The following is a 17068-nucleotide window of genomic DNA, read 5'->3' as shown; positions in this document are numbered from 1 at the left end:
TCAGCCGGCCAGCGAAACGACGGCATTGACCGCAGCGGCTACCAGCACCGTGTTGAAAAAGAAAGACACGACCGAGTGGAGGAGATTGATCCTGCGCATGTCGGTCGCCGTGATCGCGACATCGGACGTCTGGGCGGTCATGCCGATGATATAGCCGAAATAGAGAAACTCCCAGCCGCCCGGACGATCGGTTCCGGGAAAGTCGAGGCCGCCAACCGGGCCCTCGACCTTGTCGTCGCCGGGGCGCCAGTAGAGGTGGGCGTAGTGCAGGGCAAACATCATGTGCAGCGAAAACCAGCCGAGAATGACGGCGGCGAAGCCGACCATCACATCCAACGCACCTGCCGTCTGCTTGTCATTCATCGCTTCAAACAGCGTCACCAACGAAATCGCCGCCGCTGCAAGCGTGACGGCCAGGATAAGCGGTGCCGGTTCATCGGTGTTCTGGCCGCTTTTCTCGAAGCGGTCGGCGTCCAGATGCGGGATTCGGAATGCCATCAATCCAAGATAGACGACGAAAAAGACGATCGCCGTCAGCGCTGCGGCAAGCTCCGGCAGCTGCCAGATCAGCACAGGCAACGCGACGACTGCGACGATCGCCGATGCGAAAAAGGGCCCATGCCGGCGGCGGCGCCAGTGCCACAGCGATGCCTTGCCCTGTTGTGTCGACATCCGCCCTCCCGTACCGCCTTGATAGCGCGGTCTAGCCGTTTGATTTGGCGCGCCGGCAGAGCCTGTCCAGCGTCTCCAGGAATTTGGATCGGTCGCGTGGCGAGAAGGCTGCGTTATAGCCTTTGCTTTCGCCCGTCTCGCGCAGATGCTGGCCAAGATCGCGCATGGCGCTCGCCATGCCGATATTGGTCTCGTCGAACACGCGCCCGGTCGGTCCCGTGACAAAGGCACCGGCGGCCACACAACGCACGGCAAGCGGCACGTCGGCCGTAATGACGATGTCGGCAGGGCCGGCGCGCTCGGCAATCCAGTCGTCGGCGGCGTCGAAACCGGCCGAGACGATGACGTTCTTCACCATCGGATCGCGGGACGGACGCAAGCCGGAATTGGCAACAAACGTCACCTCAAACGCGTGACGCTCCGCGACTTTGAGGATTTCCGCCTTCACGGGGCAGGCATCGGCATCGACATAGATCAAGGCTTTGCCCTCAGCATGTCCACATGCGGAATACCGTCCTCCAAATATTCCTCTGATATCGGCGAGAAGCCGAACGAGGCGTAGAATTTCTGAAGATGCGCCTGCGCGGAAATCTCGATCGTTTCTCCGGGATAGGCCTGTTCGCAGACGGTGATCGCTTCGCGCATCAGCGCTTCGCCGAGCCGCTTGCCCCGATGATCCGGCGAGACGGCAACACGCCCGATACGCGGATTGTCTGAGGGCTCTGGCCGCCAGATGCGGGCGCAGGCGAGCAGATCGCTGCCATCGAGAAGACGCAGATGCAGACAGGCCGCATCGTTGCCGTCGAGTTCCGGATAGGGGCAGGTCTGCTCGACGACGAACACGTCCACGCGCATTTTCATCATGGCATAAAGGTCGAGTGCGGAGAACTCTTCGAGCCTCCGCACATCGGTCGTATAGGACGGCAGACTGGTCAATAGACCACCACGCCACGGATGCTTTCGCCCGAATGCATCAGCTCGAAACCCTTGTTGATGTCTTCGAGCGGCATTGTGTGGGTGATCATCGGATCGATCTGGATCTTGCCTTCCATATACCAGTCGACGATCTTCGGCACGTCTGTGCGTCCTCGGGCGCCGCCGAAGGCCGTGCCCATCCAGTTGCGGCCGGTGACCAGCTGGAACGGACGGGTCGAGATCTCCTGACCGGCGCCGGCAACGCCGATGATGACCGACTTGCCCCAGCCGCGATGCGACGATTCGAGCGCCTGGCGCATGACCTTGGTATTGCCGGTGCAATCGAACGTGTAGTCGGCGCCGCCGATCAGGTCGCCGTTGCGCTTGGTCATGTTGACGAGATAGGGCACGATGTCTTCGCCGACCTCTTTCGGGTTGACGAAATGTGTCATGCCGAACTTCTCGCCCCATTCCTTGCGGTCGGGATTGATGTCGACGCCGATGATCATGTCGGCACCGGCAAGCCTCAGGCCCTGAAGGACGTTAAGGCCGATGCCGCCTAGACCGAAGACGATCGCGGTCGAACCGATTTCAACCTTGGCCGTATTGATGACGGCGCCGATGCCCGTCGTGACGCCGCAGCCGATGTAGCAGATCTTGTCGAACGGCGCGTCGGGATTGACCTTGGCGACGGCAATCTCGGGCAGAACAGTGAAGTTCGAGAATGTCGAACAACCCATATAGTGGTGGATCTTGTCCTTGCCGATCGAAAACCGGCTGGTGCCGTCAGGCATTAAGCCCTGGCCCTGCGTGGTGCGGATCGAGGTGCAAAGGTTCGTCTTGCGCGACGTGCAGGAATAGCACTCGCGGCATTCCGGCGTGTAGAGCGGAATGACGTGGTCGCCCTTCTTGACCGAGGTGACACCCGGTCCGACATCAACGACGATGCCGGCGCCCTCATGGCCGAGAATGGCAGGGAAGAGGCCTTCCGGATCGGCGCCCGACAGGGTGAAATCGTCGGTGTGGCAGATGCCGGTCGCCTTGATCTCGATCAGCACTTCGCCGGCGCGAGGGCCTTCCAGCTGTACGGTCATCACTTCGAGCGGTTTGCCAGCCTGAACGGCAACGGCGGCGCGGACATCCATGGTGTCACTCCATTTTATCTATAAGATTCTGCCGGGACTTTTGCACGGCAAGTGGTCCGGGCTCAAGCCGGAAGACGGTATGAATAGTCGCAATCGGGTGATCGGTCAGGGCTCGATGATCGGGGCCTGCGGAGAAGCGCTGCGCGGCACCAACCCCGTCAGCCGAACATCATCGACGACTTCGACCATCATCTTGAAAGGTTTGAAGCCGGAGCGCTGGTAGAATGGCAGCGCCTGCGCCGAATCGAGATGGCAGGTGTGAACCCATAGGCGCGAGATCGGTCGAGACCACGCCTTCTCGATTGCAGCGTTCATCAAGAACCGGCCGGCACCCTTGCCGATCGTACCGGCGGCGAGACCGAAATAGCCAATCTCGCATTCACCCTGCTTGCGAAAATCGAGTTCCAGAAGCCCAACCGCGCGATCGCCATCTATCAGGGCATGAACTTCGACCAATGGGTCTTGAAGGATAGCGGAAAGCTCGCTGTCGTCCATTACGAGGCGCGAGGTCCACATCCAGTGTTCGCCGACCGACCTGTAGAGCGCGCGATAATCCTCGATCGACGGCGACGGCCAGTGCTCGACGGTAAGCGATCCTACAGGCGGCATCGAACCCGGTTCCGGTCGTTCCTGCATCTCCAGACAGGTTACCACGGTCGCGATCATTCCCGGCGGAACATTGGAATATCCGCTCAAAAGCATGGGATTGTCAGGGGACATCGGGTCTTGGCTCATGAGGTCTTTTCACGATGTTTGATGGTCGTTGTCAACGAAGGTCACGCAGGCACCAGCTGTTTCGACTGCGCATGTTCGCGCCAGATGATGAACAGACCCGAGGCCACGATGATGAGGATGCCGAACCATTTCGATGCCGTCGGAAAGTCGCCGAACAGCGCATAACCAAGCACTGTCGCCGATATGATCTCGAAATACTGAAAGGGTGCGAGCAGCGACAGGGGTGCCATCCTGAACGCCTTCACCACGAGGAGGTGCATGTATCCCGAGATCGAACCCAGTACGACCAGCAGCAGCAACCCGAGCGCGGAGGCGGGCAGGGACGGCTCGAAGTCCGCCACGCCGAAACTGCTTCCAGCAGTCATCGCGAGGCCCATGAAGACGGTGCCGCCGAGGCCGGCAATGGTTTGCATCACCAGCGGCGAATCACTCTCACCGATGGCGCGGTTGAGAAACAGATAGAGCGTGAAGAGAAAGGCGCAGGCGACCGGCAGAAGCGCCGTCCAGCCGAATATCGAATAGCTCGGCTGGATCACGATCATCGCACCGCCGAAACCGACGACAATGGCAAGCCAGCGCCGCCAGCCGACCCTTTCTCCGAGAAAGATGGCAGACATCATCGTCAGCATGAACGGCTCGACGAAGTAGATCGCGAACACATCGGCAAGCGGCATATATTTGACGGCGGCAAAAAACATCAGACTTGCCGAAGCATGCAACGTGCCGCGCAACAGGTTCATCCACGGGCGATTCGCATGGATGAGCGACCGGGCGGAAAGCAGTGCCAGCGGCAGCAGGCTCAGGAACTGGAACAGGAACCGATAGAAGGTGACCTGTCCGGGCGACATGTGCTCGAAATTCGCCATGTATTTGGCGATGGCATCCATGACCGGCAGAATGGCCATGCACGAGGCCATGATCGCCATGCCCTTGAGCGGGTTTTCGGAAGTCTTTGGGGGCATTGGCCTGCGCTTTCAATTGAACCTGAGTTCAAACACAGGCTGACCTTGTCGGCAAGCCGCAGGTGCGGGCACATCAGCAACGCTTGGCGCTGCAAGCACCGGAAAGCATATCCGATGCTCATTTACAGAGGTCGCGGTATCTTAGGCCGCGAGTTCCGTGGTCTCACCGTGTTCGATGAGAAGGCGCGGGGAGGTCATGTCGCCGGTCTCTTCGTCCACCATTACCGAATAGGCAGCGACTCCGATGACGCGCACCGACATGGCCGTCGCGATCTTCTCGGCGGAGGCCGCGTTCGAGGCTTGGCGCATTTCACCGGGGACGATGTGGCCGCGGTTCTTCTTGAATTGGAGAACGATGAATTTTTCTGCGGTTGCCATGTTACGCTCCTATGTTGTTCTGTTTATGTTCCAGAAGGAGCAAGAAGTCAATTCGTTTGTGAAGATGTGAATTGGGTGACATGACGAGGCTTGAAACGTCGCTTGACGCCAGAAACGAAAAAACCCGGCCGAAGCCGGGTTCTTTTGGTGCGGTCGAGAAGACTCGAACTTCCACGGGTTGCCCCACAGCGACCTCAACGCTGCGCGTCTACCAATTCCGCCACGACCGCATCCGTGGTAGAGCCGAATTGCTCCGGCGAGCGAGCATGTAGCAAAAGGATTTGGGGTGCACAAGTGCGTCGTGACAGATTTTTGAAGGATTTAAACGGGTTGGGGATAACCTTATATAAAGTCCCGGAAAACAAGGCTCTTGCCGCCCTTGTTCGCTTTTGACAGAAGACTGGCCATGCTGACACGCACCGATCTCAATCTCTCCATGCTGCCACAAGCCGACTGTCCGCCCGTAAGATGGCGGGTTTCGGACGAACTCGTGCCTTACGACGTGGCGATCGCCACGATGGAGGCGGAGGTGGCAGCCATTGCCGACGGCCATGCCGACGAACTGGTCTGGCTGCTGGAGCATCCGCCGCTTTATACAGCGGGTACCAGCGCCCAGACCGCCGACCTCATCGAGCCGGATCGGTTTCCCGTCTTTGCGACGGGTCGCGGCGGAGAATACACCTATCATGGCCCGGGCCAGCGCGTTGCCTATGTTATGCTGGACCTGAAGCGCCGGCGTCAGGACGTTCGAGCCTATGTGGCGGGCCTCGAGGAGCTGGTCATTCAGACGCTCGACATGATGAACGTTCGCGGCGAGCGGCGCGAGGATCGTGTTGGTGTCTGGGTAAAGCGGCCGGACAAGCCCGCCATGCTCGACGGGTCGGTCACCGAGGACAAAATCGCCGCACTGGGTATTCGCCTGCGCCGCTGGGTGAGCTTTCACGGTCTGTCGCTCAACGTCGAGCCCGACCTGTCGCATTTCTCCGGCATCGTGCCTTGCGGTATAACTGGATATGGTGTGACCAGCCTGGTGGATCTCGGCCTGCCGGTCATGATGACGGATGTCGATATCCGGCTTCGTGAGGCGTTCGAGCAGATCTTCGGCCCGACTGTGAACGAACGAGAACAGGTCACCTCACGGTGACCTGTTCAGACGTCTGATGGTTGGTAGCGACGGCGATAATCACCGGCGTACGAGTCTCAGTCCTCGTCGGGCATACGTCCATCGACGCCGCCAGCGCGCAAGTTGTTGACGACGGATTTCACGCCGGCAATGCTCTTTACCTTGGCAGCAATGATGCGCACGGCAGATGCCTCGTCGACCAAGCCTTCGAGCGTGACCTCTCCGTCATCGACATGCACGTCGATGGCATCCATCATGGCGATATCAAGCGACTCGATCGCGTCCGTGATGCGCTCCTCAAGATCGTCTGATTCTTCGACCCCGATCGTTGCGGGCGTATCGCTGTCGACAAGCCGTTCCTGCTGCCCGTCGGCCTCGATGCCTTCGACCTGGTAGCCTTCGTTACGATCGCTTTCGAAGTTCGCAGCAGGCTCGCCATAGGCGGCGTTGCCGACCGGACGCGCACCGGCACCGGCTGCATCGTCATAAGGCCAGCCTTCGTCGATGTTGCGGTCGTCGTAATCGCGGAAATCTTCTTCGCGGGAAATATCGTCGGGCTTGCGGGTGGCGGGCATTGTGGTTCCTTCCGTAAGGTTCGTCAGTCGGTAGAGGGTTGCCTCGATAACCGTCAGGAACAGCCTTGGTTCCTCTACCGACCTTTTTCCCACTTGCGGACCAACCGGTCGCGTTTCAACCTCGATAGACGCTTCAGCCAGAAGACGCCGTCCAGCTGGTCGATTTCATGTTGCATGCAGACGGAGTAAAAGCCCGTGGCGTCCTCTTCTGCGTGCGTCCCGTCCAGGCGCTGATAGCGGAACCGGATCATGGCGGGACGCTCGACCTCTTCGGTCGCACCTGGCATGGATACGCTTCCCTCGGTGTAGCGCATGGGCTGTTCACCGAACGAAAGGATTACCGGGTTGGCATAAAAGCGCGGACCGTCTTTCGCCGACAGTTCTAGCACGACAAGCCGGATGTGAGCCCCGACATGCGCGGCGGTGATTCCGACGCCCGGTGCAGCCCGCATGGTGGCGAGCAGATCCTGCGCGAACGTCTCGAGTGCCGCGTCGAACACGGTAATCGGCTGACACGGCTTTGACAGGCCGGGATCCGGATATCGCAATATCGTCAGGGGTGCCATTCGTTATCCTTCCTCGTCTCTCACGCGTTCCCATTGGCATGGCGAGAACCGTTTCGCCACAGATGTTTGACCATTGCGCACTGGACCATCCCGACCATTTGCTCTAGCTGGAATGAAGCGGCAAACGCGTTCGATCTAAGACGGTTATCTGGTTGTTGAAAATCAGTTTCTGCCGTTATCTTCAACCTGCGAGATGCGGATAGCGAGGGCGGCAATGAGCGATATCGGCGAAGAGACCCGCGGTCGCAGCAAGGCCAACGAACCGGCCCACGACATCTATACCGAAGAAGGCGCGGTTCGGCCCGATTTCCTCGCGAGGGTCGGGGCAGCAATCGCCGATCGGGATGTTCTCTATCTGCGCCAGCATGTAGCGCGCCTGCACGAATCCGAACTCGGCGACCTTCTCGAATCGATCATGCCCGACCAGCGCCGGGCGATGGTTCGGCTGCTCGGCACCGACTTCGACCTGACGGCTCTGACCGAGGTGGACGAGGCGATCCGTATGGAGATCGTCGAGCATATGTCCAACGCGCAGATCGCTGCGGGTATTGGCGGTCTCGATTCCGACGACGCAGTCTACATTCTCGAAGATCTCGACAAGGAGGATCGCGAAGAGATCCTCGCGCAGCTGCCGTTTACGGAACGGGTTCGCCTAAGGCGGGCACTCGACTATCCGGAAAGCTCGGCCGGACGCCGCATGCAGACCGAATTCGTGGCCGTGCCGCCGTTCTGGACGGTGGGCCAGACGATCGATTACATGCGCGAAGATGAAGGCCTGCCGGAAAGCTTTACGCAGGTCTTCGTCATCGACCCGACCTTCAAGCTGCTCGGCGTCATCTATCTCGACCGCATCCTGCGCACCAACCGGCAGGTGAAGATCGAGACGATCATGCGGGAGACCAACTATCCGATCCCCGCCGATATGGATCAGGAAGAGGCAGCACAGCTCTTCGAGCAATACGACCTTCTCTCGGCCGCCGTCGTCGATGAAAACGGCAGGCTGGTCGGGGTGCTGACGATCGACGACATCGTCGACGTGATGCAGGAGGAAGCGGAAGAAGACATCATGCGCCTCGGCGGCGTCGGTGATGAAGAACTGTCCGACACCGTCGTCGATATCTCTCGATCGCGCGTGCCCTGGCTGCTCGTCAACCTCCTGACCGCTTTCCTGGCGGCGTCGGTGATCTCGCTGTTCGAGGCTACGATCGAAGAAGTGGTCGCACTCGCGATCCTGATGCCGATCGTCGCCGGCATGGGCGGCAATGCGGGGTCGCAGACGATGACGGTCACGGTGCGCGCCATCGCGACCCGCGATCTCGATATCCACAATGCCTGGCGCGTCGCGCGGCGTGAAATCTGCGTCGGCCTGATCAATGGGTGTCTGATCGGCACACTCGTCGGGCTGGTGGCGGGCTTCTGGTTTCAGGATCCGAATATCGGCGGACTGATTGCGACGGCGATGCTCATCAACATGGTCGCGGCCGCCAGCGCCGGTCTGATGGTTCCGATTCTCCTCAACCGGGCAGGGGCGGATCCCGCCGTTTCCTCCGCGGTCTTTGTGACCGCGATCACCGACACGACCGGGTTCTTCTCGTTTCTGGGCCTCGCCACTTGGTGGTTTGCGATCGGGTAACGAGAGCAGCAAACATCCGAAAAATTGACTGTTACGTAAAAGTCAATTATTTGAGGCAGAAATGTCAGGATGTGGCCGTGAACAAATATTACAGCATCACCGAGTTGACCCGCGAGTTCGGCGTTTCCACGCGCACCTTGCGCTTCTATGAAGATGAGGGCCTGATCCATCCGGAGCGCCGCGGACGTACGCGTCTTTTCAGGGCTGCAGACCGCCGTCTGATCATGGAAATTCTCCGTGGACGTCGCATCGGCTTTTCCATCGCGGAGATCCGCGAGATCGTACAGATCTACAAGGAGCCTCCGGGCGAAATGGGCCAGCTCAAGCTTCTGATGAAGAAGGTCGACGAGAAGCGCGATGACCTGCGCCAGAAGCGCAAGGACATCGAGGAAACGCTGCTTGAACTCGACAATGTCGAGGAGGCCTGCCTGACCCGTCTCGCCGAAATCGGCGTCGGGACCTGAACTCTCAGGGAGGCGGCGAAGCGATGGCGCATTCCTGTGCGATCATCTGGATCCGGTCGTCTTGTGGTGTGATCACGCCTGACTGCATGGGCGTCATGAGGTTCTGGGCAATCAGCCGATCGGCCGTGCAGGTGCAGAACGCGCGGCAGATGTTGGCGTCGGCACTCTCTATGCAGCCCCTCTCGCAGCTCAAGATGTAACCTTTGCGGACATCCGGCGGCGGAGCGGGATGGACCAGCGAGAAGAGATAGACGAGACCGATCAGGATCGGCTGATGCACGAGATAGATCAGCAGGCTGTGCTGACCGGCCTTTGAGAGTAGGTTCTGTCTTGTCTGGACCTTCGCAATGCGCGGCAGCACGTTTCGTGTCATCAGGAACTTGGTTGCGGCGACGCCTGCAAGAAGAGCGGCAACCCAGGGAAACAACGGCACGTAATCGTTCGAACGGGGCGGAGCCTCGGCGAAGCCCATCCAGGCGAGCCAGCGCGTGTCGAACAGAGCCGAATCGAGAGTTCCCGGCATAGCGACGTAATCGACCAGCATCAGAACCGCGATCATCGCGGCGACCGCAGCCGTGAGCGCCGGAGGAAGCCGCAGGAACGCCAGGCCGATAAGGCTCGACAGGGCGATGTTATGCAGAATGCCGAAATAGATCCATTCGCCCGGGAAGGCGACGAATGTCGCGACGCTGATGGCAAGGGCTGCACCGGCAACGATGCCGAGCCGTTTCGCAAAGGACTGCCAGCGGATCTGCGGCGTATGTGCAAGGACCAGACTGACGCCGGCGAGAAAGAGAAACGAACTGGCGATGAGTCGCGCATAGATCTTGAAGAAACCCTGCGTCGCTGTCCCCGGATCGAGATAGCCGAAGAATTCGAGATCCCAGGTGAAATGATAGGTCGCCATGGCGATCAGTGCCACGCCGCGCAGCGTATCGATCAAGACAATGCGCGGCACGCGGGAGGCATTGGGTTGGATCTCTGATGATGTCACGTTCGCATGTCCCGCTCTTGTTTGTCTTTGGTGTCGCTCACCGGGTCCATCAGCGCGAGACGGGCGTCGGAGAAATACTGGCGGCGTGTCAGAACGAAGACCACGATCGCGGTCATCGCCATGAACATGTAGGGCCCGGCGAACCAGCCCAGGTAGCCGATGGAAAGAAACAGCGCCCGAAGGCCTGCATTGAAGTGGCCGGCGGCGATCGTGTTCATCTGGATTACTTGATCTGCGGCGATCTCAGCTTTGGCACGATCAGCATTCGTGTCGTGCATCATCGGCAGGGCGCCGAACAGGATGGTGCAGTAGTTGAACAGACGGTAGGCCCAGCCGAATTTGAAGAAGGAATAGCCGAACAGCACCGTCAGACCGGCAACCTTGAGCTCGAAGGCCGTCCGCCCGCCGTAATAGACGAAGGGCAGGTTGCTGAACACGTCCTCCACCTTGTCGGTCGAGCCAAGCAGCGCAAAGCAGCCACCAATCGCGAAGATCGAGGTCGAGGCGAAAAATGCCGTCCCGTTCTGCAGGCCGGCCAGGATTTGCGTGTCGATCATCTTGAGATCGCGCCGAAGCGAGTTGTAGATCCAGTTCCGACGCCGCTCCGCCATGGCCCGGTTAAGGCTCAAGCGGGGGAAAAAGCGACTGCCAGACCCCGCTGTGAGCCAGGAATAAAGGGCCCACAGGGCGAGAAACAGTGCCAGCGCGATATAGTCCGCAGTCGTCATGGGTCTCGCCACAAATCGTGTATGCCTCGTTTCGTCTTGCTTTGTTTCGGCTGTCCGGGCAAGAGGCGTGTGCCTGGTATAGGTTTTTGCAACACCTATCTGTGGAGCGTGTCTCTGTGATGCATGTCGCTCGTGTCCAAGCGGATGTCGGGTGATCGCCTGAGCCGAACTCAGGTTTGGCGTAGCCTCTGCCCAAACGAACGGTCCCGTGAACAATCATGTTTCTTTCAGTTTTCGACGTTTTCAAAATCGGTATCGGTCCTTCCAGCTCGCACACGATGGGGCCGATGTCGGCAGCCAATCGTTTTCTGGAGCTCCTCCTTTCCAATGACTGGCCACGCCCGACGGGTGCTGCCGTCGCGGCGCTGAAGGTCAGCCTCCACGGGTCGCTTGCCTTTACCGGCATTGGGCACGGAACGGGCAGGGCGATTATCCTCGGTCTTGTCGGCGAAGAGCCGCACAGCGTCGACCCCGATCGGATGGACGCGATCATTGCAGACGTCGAACGTACCGGTCGCGTCACCCCGCCGGGCCACCCCAGCTACGAGTTCAAGCCGGCAACGGACCTGATCTTCGACAAGAAGCAGCCGCTGCCCGGCCATGCCAACGGCATGAGCTTCTCGGCGCTGGATCGGGACGGACGACTGCTCTTGAAGCGCATCTACTATTCGATCGGCGGCGGGTTTGTCGTGACCGACACCGAACTTGAGGCGATGCGGGCGTCCAAGAAGACGGCAAGCGATGCGCGCGTGCCCTATCCATTCTCGTCCGCCAAACAGATGCTCGAAATGTCGCAGGGTTCTGGCCTGACGATTGCCCAGATGAAACGCGCCAACGAGCTGACAAAGATGAGCGCGGCCGAACTCGACGAAGGCGTCGACCGGATCTGGGACGCGATGAGGAATTGCATTGATCGCGGTCTGAAGGTCGACGGCATCATGCCGGGTGGCCTCAAGGTGAAGCGCCGTGCGCGGGCGATCCACGACCGCCTTAACGAGGAATGGCGCAGCAATCGGCTCAACCCGCTTCTCGCCAATGACTGGCTTTCGGTCTATGCGATGGCGGTCAACGAAGAGAATGCCGGTGGTGGCCGTGTCGTGACCGCGCCGACCAACGGTGCCGCTGGGGTCATTCCAGCCACGGTTCGCTATTATCTGCATTTTCACGACGACGCGACGCAGGAAGACATCCGTACCTTTCTTCTGACCGCGGCAGCGATCGGCGGCATCATCAAACACAATGCCTCGATTTCTGGTGCCGAAGTCGGTTGCCAGGGTGAAGTCGGGTCGGCTGCGGCCATGGCCGCTGCGGGTCTCGCCGCCGTTATGGGCGGTTCGCCGGAGCAGATCGAAAATGCTGCGGAGATCGCGCTCGAGCATCACCTCGGCATGACCTGCGATCCCATTGCAGGCCTCGTCCAGGTGCCGTGTATCGAGCGCAATGCGCTTGGCGCCGTAAAGGCCGTGACGGCGGCATCTCTGGCGCTGAAGGGTGACGGCAGCCATTTCGTGCCGCTTGACGCCTGTATTGAAACCATGCGCCAGACTGGCATGGACATGAGCGAGAAGTACAAGGAGACCTCGACCGGCGGGCTTGCCGTGAACGTGGTCGAGTGCTGAGAGCTTCCTGTGGGGCGTTGTCCGTTTTGAAAGATCCGACTTGACCCGGCGCAGTCCTTGCGGCTTTGAACGGACATGGCTCTACATCTGATCAAGCTCTGCGTCGGCGCCGACTCCATCCAGGACCTGAGGGACTGGGTGGCCGAGCGGTCTCTGACCGCCATGTCCGCCGGCCTTGAACCCCACAGCATCCACACGACGCGAATGATGCCGAAGCGCGTGGAAGAGCTCGTCGATGGCGGGTCGCTCTACTGGGTGATCAAGGGGCAGGTCTCTGCGCGCCAGAAGCTTCTGGAGGTTCGCACAGTTAAGGGCGAGGATGGTATCGGCCGTTGCCAGCTGGTGCTCGGTCCCGAAGTCATCGAAACCGCGCCGATGCCGAAGCGGCCATTTCAGGGCTGGCGTTATCTCCTCGATAACGAGATCCCGAAGGACCTCGGCGGACTGGGAGATGATGTCACCCAGCTGCCGGAAGAGTTGCGGCGACACCTCGCCGAACTCGGTCTTCTCTAGCTATTCAGCCCAGTCTCAGTCAGCGAAGTCTCAAACGGACCGACGCGCGTCCGGCACGCAGCCCGACATGCAGATGGATCTGAGCCGGTGGCTGCGACTGGCGCCACGCACGGGCTCCATGGCTGAGCAGCAGGGTGACGAGATCCTTGGTCTTTTCCCGGGAACGCGAAGACAGGTTCATTCCCGCCATTCCCATTCCCGCAAGCCGCATGGCCGCTTCGTGCAGCGGATTGAGCGCAATGCCGCGGGCCTTGGACTTCGTCGCGTTGGCGACGAAGCCGATACTGTTTTCATTCATTCCCATAGGAAACCCCGTTTTACGCATTACTATCGAGATTTCACTGCGCCCGCGGATACAAAACACGGTGGCTGGCGCAGCCTTTTTCACTGGTCGTCTGATGGGCCGATTACTGTATCGACGCCCAGCAGTTCACGCCTTTCTTCTTCAGGATATTGCAGGCATCGATCGCGGACTTCTGGTCGCCGAAGCCCCCAAAACGAGCGCGATAGACCTGGCCGCCATTGGTGCTGAAGGCGACTGTGAAGGGTTTGGCGGAACGCAATACCTTGCCGCCTTTATCCTGCGCATCCTGCAGGAGTTCGTTTGCCATCGAAGGATTGGGCGAGACGCCAATCTGGATGACCCAACCGGACACATCACCCTTGAGAGACACTTTAGGCGTATCACGGGTGGATGCCGTGGTGACCGAATCGATTGCCGCCATTTCGGTCCGCTCGCCGGCGCCACTGCGCTTCGGAACATATTCTGGGGCAGGGGTCGGGACAGCGCCAGAACCGAGCATTGCGGAGTTCATCGCTGCCGAAGCCGTCCGCTTCTGCGACGGTTCGCCGAGATAGGCGGTTGCAGCAGGTGCTGCCGTCTCGTCATAGCGAGCGCCAGGCATGGGGCCACTGTTAGGAAGGTCGAGAGCCGAAACCTGACGGGCATCGGATACTGCAGCAGCGACACGCGGCTGACTTGCGACGGGAAGCGATGGTGTCGGAACCGGAGCGGACGGAGCCTGCGAGATCAGGTTGCTCTGACCGCCGCGGGAGGCTTTCGGTAGAAATTCCGCAACGAGCTTGCGCATCGTCGCATCACGAGCGGCGCTGGAGCGGCCACCGAGCACGACTGCAACGATCGAGCGACCGTCGAGCTGTGCCGACGTTGCCAGATTGCTGCCGGCTGCGCGGGTATAACCGGTCTTGATACCGTCGACGCCGCGGACAGTTCCGACCAGGCGATTGTGGTTGCCGATCGTCTGCTTGCCGAAATTGAAAGTGCGGATGGAGAAGTAACCGTAATACTGCGGAAAATGCTGGCGAAGAGCGATGCCGAGGCGAGCCTGATCACGTGCCGTCGTCATCTGCGCCGTGTTGGGCAGGCCGTGTGCGTTCCGATACGTCGTACGCGTCATGCCGAGGGCACGTGCTTTGTTCGTCATCATCTGCGCAAAGCGGTCTTCGGATCCACCGACGAACTCGCCGAGAGCTGTCGCCATATCATTGGCCGACCGCGTAACGAGTGCACGGATCGCCTGATCGACATTGATGGCGCCGCCGGGGCGCACACCCAGTTTCGAAGGCGGCTCGGACGCAGCATGCGCAGAAACCGGAACCTTGGTGTCAAGCGTGATACGACCAGCCTCGAGCGCTTCGAAGGTCAGGTAAAGCGTCATCATCTTCGTGAGCGAAGCTGGATAGCGAAGACCATCCGGATCCTCGCCGTAAAGAACCTTTCCAGACTTGGCGTCGACGACGATCCCTGCATATTTCGGATCGGCATGCGCCGGACTGGCGAGGCTCGAAAAGGCCAAGATCACCGTAAAAAGACAACCGAGAAATTTTCCCGGCACTGCCACGCGTCCCTTGGGGAGGATTGTGGAAAACATGCTCTTCGACACTGCCGCACTCATCGCTTGCATGGTGGTTGTATTACGTCCGGGCTCAGCGCCCCCGATGGGCCCGTTGTCAGGCAATCTAGGGGAACAGCGTTACCAAGAGGTTTATGATGAACGTTTGGTTGCTTCGCAGAGGACCATTTTACCGATTGACCTGCGTTACCGGGTGCCCGGTCACAAGGCGGGTTTGGACATATGTCCGAACTCCGGCGTCAATCTTCTGCCAGTCGCGCAAAAGCGCGCTCGAGAATCGATAAAGCACGGTCAGATCCTGCCCGACTCGGATATCGCGCTGGCAGTCGCCGCTGGTAGGGCGCTCTCCCGCTGATGGAAATAGGCAACGCACGGCGTAGGGGGAGGCGGCACCGGGCTGTGCGCCCGTCAGAATCACTTCGTTCCCGTAACCGCTGTCCGCCCGGAGGCGATGCAGTGTCAGCCCATGCTCAGCCGGTTCTGCCGGGCCTTCGAAAAGTCCCTCGTAGATCGGCTGAAGCCGCCCCGACATGTCGCGCGACATGGTGCTCTGCGACATCTGTACGAAGATCAGAGATGCCGGCTGGGAGACGGTGTCGAATCGCGCCCGATTGGTGGCGCTGTAGCCCGTCATTTCCGGCCAGGTCAGATAAAGATCCGCCCGTTCAGTTGCACCGCTCCGTCTTTGCTCTTTGAAACGGAGCGTGTTGGCGGAAAGCTGGATCGTATCCTGACCGATCACCAAGTCGAATGTCTCGGTGCTCTCGGAATGGCCACCCAGCATCATCCGCTCGCCGAGCCATCGGCCGCCAACGCTGATGGCGCTGGTCACTATGCCAAGCGCAACCACGATGCCGGTGATCTTGTATAGGGTTCGCCTGGATAGAAGCGGGCTGTCCGTTTCACTAAGGCTGTCGGGTTGCATGCGGCCGGGCTCTCGTCACTGGAGTGGCCGGCGGACCGAACGAGGGGTGCGACCGCGCCGGCAGCGATACCGCCATTGTTGCGGATTTGTGGTTAATGGATCGTTAGTCATAGTCGCGCGACAGCGGTGAGCGCCATAAACGGAAACGCCGGCAGGATACCTCCTCGGAGGCCTTGCCGGCGTTCTGAATGATGACATGGTCGATCGTTCGTCGGGGTAATCTTGACTTACTGGCTGACACTGCCGACTGCGGTGGCGCGGCCGTCCTGGAGTTTGACCCAACGCGCCGGATCATCGGTCGCCTGGCGCTTCAGGTATGTGTATTCCGTATCGGTCCAGATCATGACCTTGTTGCGCATGTTGTCGAGGACGAAGTCGCCGCGATCGGTGCGGACGGTCAGGACTGCATGACCTTCGCCATTCGGCTGCAGCACGACCGTGATCAGCAGGTTGGAAGGCGAAATGCCCTGCTGCGTCAGCATCTTCCGCTTCAGGAGCACGAAGTCCTCGCAGTCCCCGACGGTCCGCGGGTATGCCCAGCGCTCTTCGACGCCGTAGATTTCCTGGTCGGTCATCGGTGTGATCGAGGTGTTGACCGTGTAGTTGACGTCGAGGATCGTGCGCCAGGTGTCTTCGGTGAGTGCCACGGGGCCGGCGTCCTTGTAGGATGCCACGCATTCGCTCGTGTAGGTCTTGCAGAATTCGTAATGACCGATCGGCGGGTTTGCCTTGCCGATAACGCGCATGGCGCCGGATGGCATCGCAAAGGACTGGACGGTCATGGAGCCGATCATTGCAGCGGCGGCGATTGCGAATGCGAGAGCTTTACGGCAGTTCATTTTTCTTGTCTCCCCGTTGTGGGGAAACAATGCCTCAGACCCTTTGATCGACCGCAAAATACCGCAGTAAAATCAGATGCTTATTCTAATCAACTTTGGCGAAAATACGCGTCGAATTCGACGTGCTTTTTCATAAAATACGCACTGCTTTTTCGGCGAATTTGCATAAAATGCGAGGTAAATTTGACCTATCCGCTCCTATCTCCCTGATACTGCGTCGCTTTGATGAAACGTGACATCATCGAAAGGTGAGCGAAGATCTTCGATCTGCCTGTGCCTGTTGCTTTGCTTCGCCGCGTTCCGGGACGAAATCGCGACCAAAACAGCCCGTTTCTCCGCCTGAAACTGCCCGAAAAAAATCCCGAAAAGGCACAAAATAATTCTTTCGGCGTGTTTTTTCGGGATTTT

Annotated in this window: 20 protein-coding genes and 1 tRNA gene; 5 read left to right on the top strand and 16 right to left on the bottom strand. The window is 59.7% G+C overall.

All coding sequences use genetic code 11. The features are described 5' to 3' along the window. The 8 genes from ACQY1J_RS12700 to ACQY1J_RS12665 form a co-directional block, all read right to left on the bottom strand. On the bottom strand, positions 1–672 hold the full coding sequence (locus ACQY1J_RS12700) for a DUF1345 domain-containing protein (RefSeq protein WP_430251772.1): 672 nt from the start codon (positions 670–672) through the stop codon (positions 1–3). Positions 673–703: 31 nt separating this feature from the next. Continuing rightward, entirely contained in the window at positions 704–1150 is a 447-nt protein-coding gene (locus ACQY1J_RS12695) for a YaiI/YqxD family protein (RefSeq protein ID WP_062457036.1), read from the bottom strand. Beyond that, entirely contained in the window at positions 1147–1608 is a 462-nt protein-coding gene (locus ACQY1J_RS12690; protein ID WP_062580659.1) for a GNAT family N-acetyltransferase, read from the bottom strand. The genes ACQY1J_RS12695 and ACQY1J_RS12690 overlap by 4 nt, the downstream gene beginning before the upstream one ends. Then, complete coding sequence (locus tag ACQY1J_RS12685; protein ID WP_430251770.1) at positions 1605–2732, bottom strand: S-(hydroxymethyl)glutathione dehydrogenase/class III alcohol dehydrogenase; 1128 nt, start codon at positions 2730–2732, stop codon at positions 1605–1607. Before ACQY1J_RS12685 ends, ACQY1J_RS12690 begins: the two co-directional genes overlap by 4 nt. 105 nt (positions 2733–2837) lie before the next feature. Then, entirely contained in the window at positions 2838–3467 is a 630-nt protein-coding gene (locus ACQY1J_RS12680) for a GNAT family N-acetyltransferase (RefSeq protein ID WP_430243537.1), read from the bottom strand. A 41-nt stretch (positions 3468–3508) separates the two neighbouring features. Then, on the bottom strand, positions 3509–4429 hold the full coding sequence (locus tag ACQY1J_RS12675; RefSeq protein ID WP_430251768.1) for a DMT family transporter: 921 nt from the start codon (positions 4427–4429) through the stop codon (positions 3509–3511). Positions 4430–4570: 141 nt separating this feature from the next. Beyond that, on the bottom strand, positions 4571–4807 hold the full coding sequence (locus ACQY1J_RS12670) for a hypothetical protein (protein WP_062457020.1): 237 nt from the start codon (positions 4805–4807) through the stop codon (positions 4571–4573). A gap of 145 nt (positions 4808–4952) precedes the next feature. Then, positions 4953–5037: transfer RNA gene (locus ACQY1J_RS12665), tRNA-Leu, on the bottom strand. Positions 5038–5213: 176 nt separating this feature from the next. Between ACQY1J_RS12665 and lipB the strand changes: the two genes are divergently transcribed. Beyond that, positions 5214–5951, top strand: coding sequence for a lipoyl(octanoyl) transferase LipB (gene lipB, locus ACQY1J_RS12660; RefSeq protein WP_430251766.1), 738 nt, complete (start codon positions 5214–5216; stop codon positions 5949–5951). Between the two features lie 56 nt (positions 5952–6007). On the opposite strand, the gene ACQY1J_RS12655 is transcribed toward lipB, so the two are convergent. Both ACQY1J_RS12655 and ACQY1J_RS12650 read right to left on the bottom strand, forming a co-directional pair. Further along, positions 6008–6505, bottom strand: a complete 498-nt coding sequence (locus ACQY1J_RS12655) for a BON domain-containing protein (RefSeq protein WP_430251764.1) — start codon at positions 6503–6505, stop codon at positions 6008–6010. A 74-nt stretch (positions 6506–6579) separates the two neighbouring features. After that, positions 6580–7071 carry a peptide deformylase gene (locus tag ACQY1J_RS12650; protein WP_430251762.1) on the bottom strand — a complete coding sequence of 164 codons (492 nt, stop codon included), beginning with the start codon at positions 7069–7071 and terminating at the stop codon, positions 6580–6582. A gap of 214 nt (positions 7072–7285) precedes the next feature. On the opposite strand from ACQY1J_RS12650, the gene mgtE reads away from it, so the two are divergent. After that, the gene (gene mgtE, locus ACQY1J_RS12645; RefSeq protein WP_062457009.1) at positions 7286–8704 is read left to right on the top strand and encodes a magnesium transporter; all 1419 of its coding nucleotides are present in this window, start codon (positions 7286–7288) and stop codon (positions 8702–8704) included. A gap of 77 nt (positions 8705–8781) precedes the next feature. Beyond that, positions 8782–9168, top strand: coding sequence for a MerR family transcriptional regulator (locus ACQY1J_RS12640; RefSeq protein WP_092662576.1), 387 nt, complete (start codon positions 8782–8784; stop codon positions 9166–9168). Between the two features lie 4 nt (positions 9169–9172). Here the strand turns inward: ACQY1J_RS12640 and ACQY1J_RS12635 are convergent, their stop codons facing one another. Beyond that, entirely contained in the window at positions 9173–10162 is a 990-nt protein-coding gene (locus ACQY1J_RS12635) for a DUF1624 domain-containing protein (protein ID WP_430251760.1), read from the bottom strand. Beyond that, positions 10159–10890, bottom strand: a complete 732-nt coding sequence (locus ACQY1J_RS12630) for a DUF599 domain-containing protein (protein ID WP_062457000.1) — start codon at positions 10888–10890, stop codon at positions 10159–10161. Before ACQY1J_RS12630 ends, ACQY1J_RS12635 begins: the two co-directional genes overlap by 4 nt. 218 nt (positions 10891–11108) lie before the next feature. Between ACQY1J_RS12630 and ACQY1J_RS12625 the strand changes: the two genes are divergently transcribed. Continuing rightward, positions 11109–12509: an L-serine ammonia-lyase gene (locus tag ACQY1J_RS12625; RefSeq protein WP_430251758.1), complete on the top strand. Its 1401-nt coding sequence runs from the start codon at positions 11109–11111 to the stop codon at positions 12507–12509. Between the two features lie 75 nt (positions 12510–12584). After that, entirely contained in the window at positions 12585–13022 is a 438-nt protein-coding gene (locus ACQY1J_RS12620) for a DUF1489 family protein (RefSeq protein ID WP_062456994.1), read from the top strand. Between the two features lie 19 nt (positions 13023–13041). On the opposite strand, the gene ACQY1J_RS12615 is transcribed toward ACQY1J_RS12620, so the two are convergent. The 4 genes from ACQY1J_RS12615 to ACQY1J_RS12600 form a co-directional block, all read right to left on the bottom strand. Then, positions 13042–13326 (bottom strand): hypothetical protein, encoded by a 285-nt coding sequence (locus ACQY1J_RS12615; RefSeq protein WP_062456991.1) that lies wholly within the window; start codon positions 13324–13326, stop codon positions 13042–13044. Between the two features lie 103 nt (positions 13327–13429). Next, positions 13430–14947: an SPOR domain-containing protein gene (locus ACQY1J_RS12610; protein ID WP_430251756.1), complete on the bottom strand. Its 1518-nt coding sequence runs from the start codon at positions 14945–14947 to the stop codon at positions 13430–13432. Between the two features lie 118 nt (positions 14948–15065). Then, entirely contained in the window at positions 15066–15821 is a 756-nt protein-coding gene (locus tag ACQY1J_RS12605) for a hypothetical protein (protein WP_430251754.1), read from the bottom strand. A 227-nt stretch (positions 15822–16048) separates the two neighbouring features. Next, positions 16049–16615 (bottom strand): transglutaminase-like cysteine peptidase, encoded by a 567-nt coding sequence (locus ACQY1J_RS12600; protein ID WP_092662577.1) that lies wholly within the window; start codon positions 16613–16615, stop codon positions 16049–16051. Between the last annotated feature and the right edge of the window lie 453 nt (positions 16616–17068).

Origin of the sequence: Neorhizobium sp. DAR64860/K0K1 (genome assembly GCF_050500205.1) — a bacterium.
Lineage (GTDB): Bacteria > Pseudomonadota > Alphaproteobacteria > Rhizobiales > Rhizobiaceae > Neorhizobium > Neorhizobium soli.
Note: the sequence above shows the minus strand (reverse complement) of the source record. Positions and strands in the feature narration are given on the sequence as shown.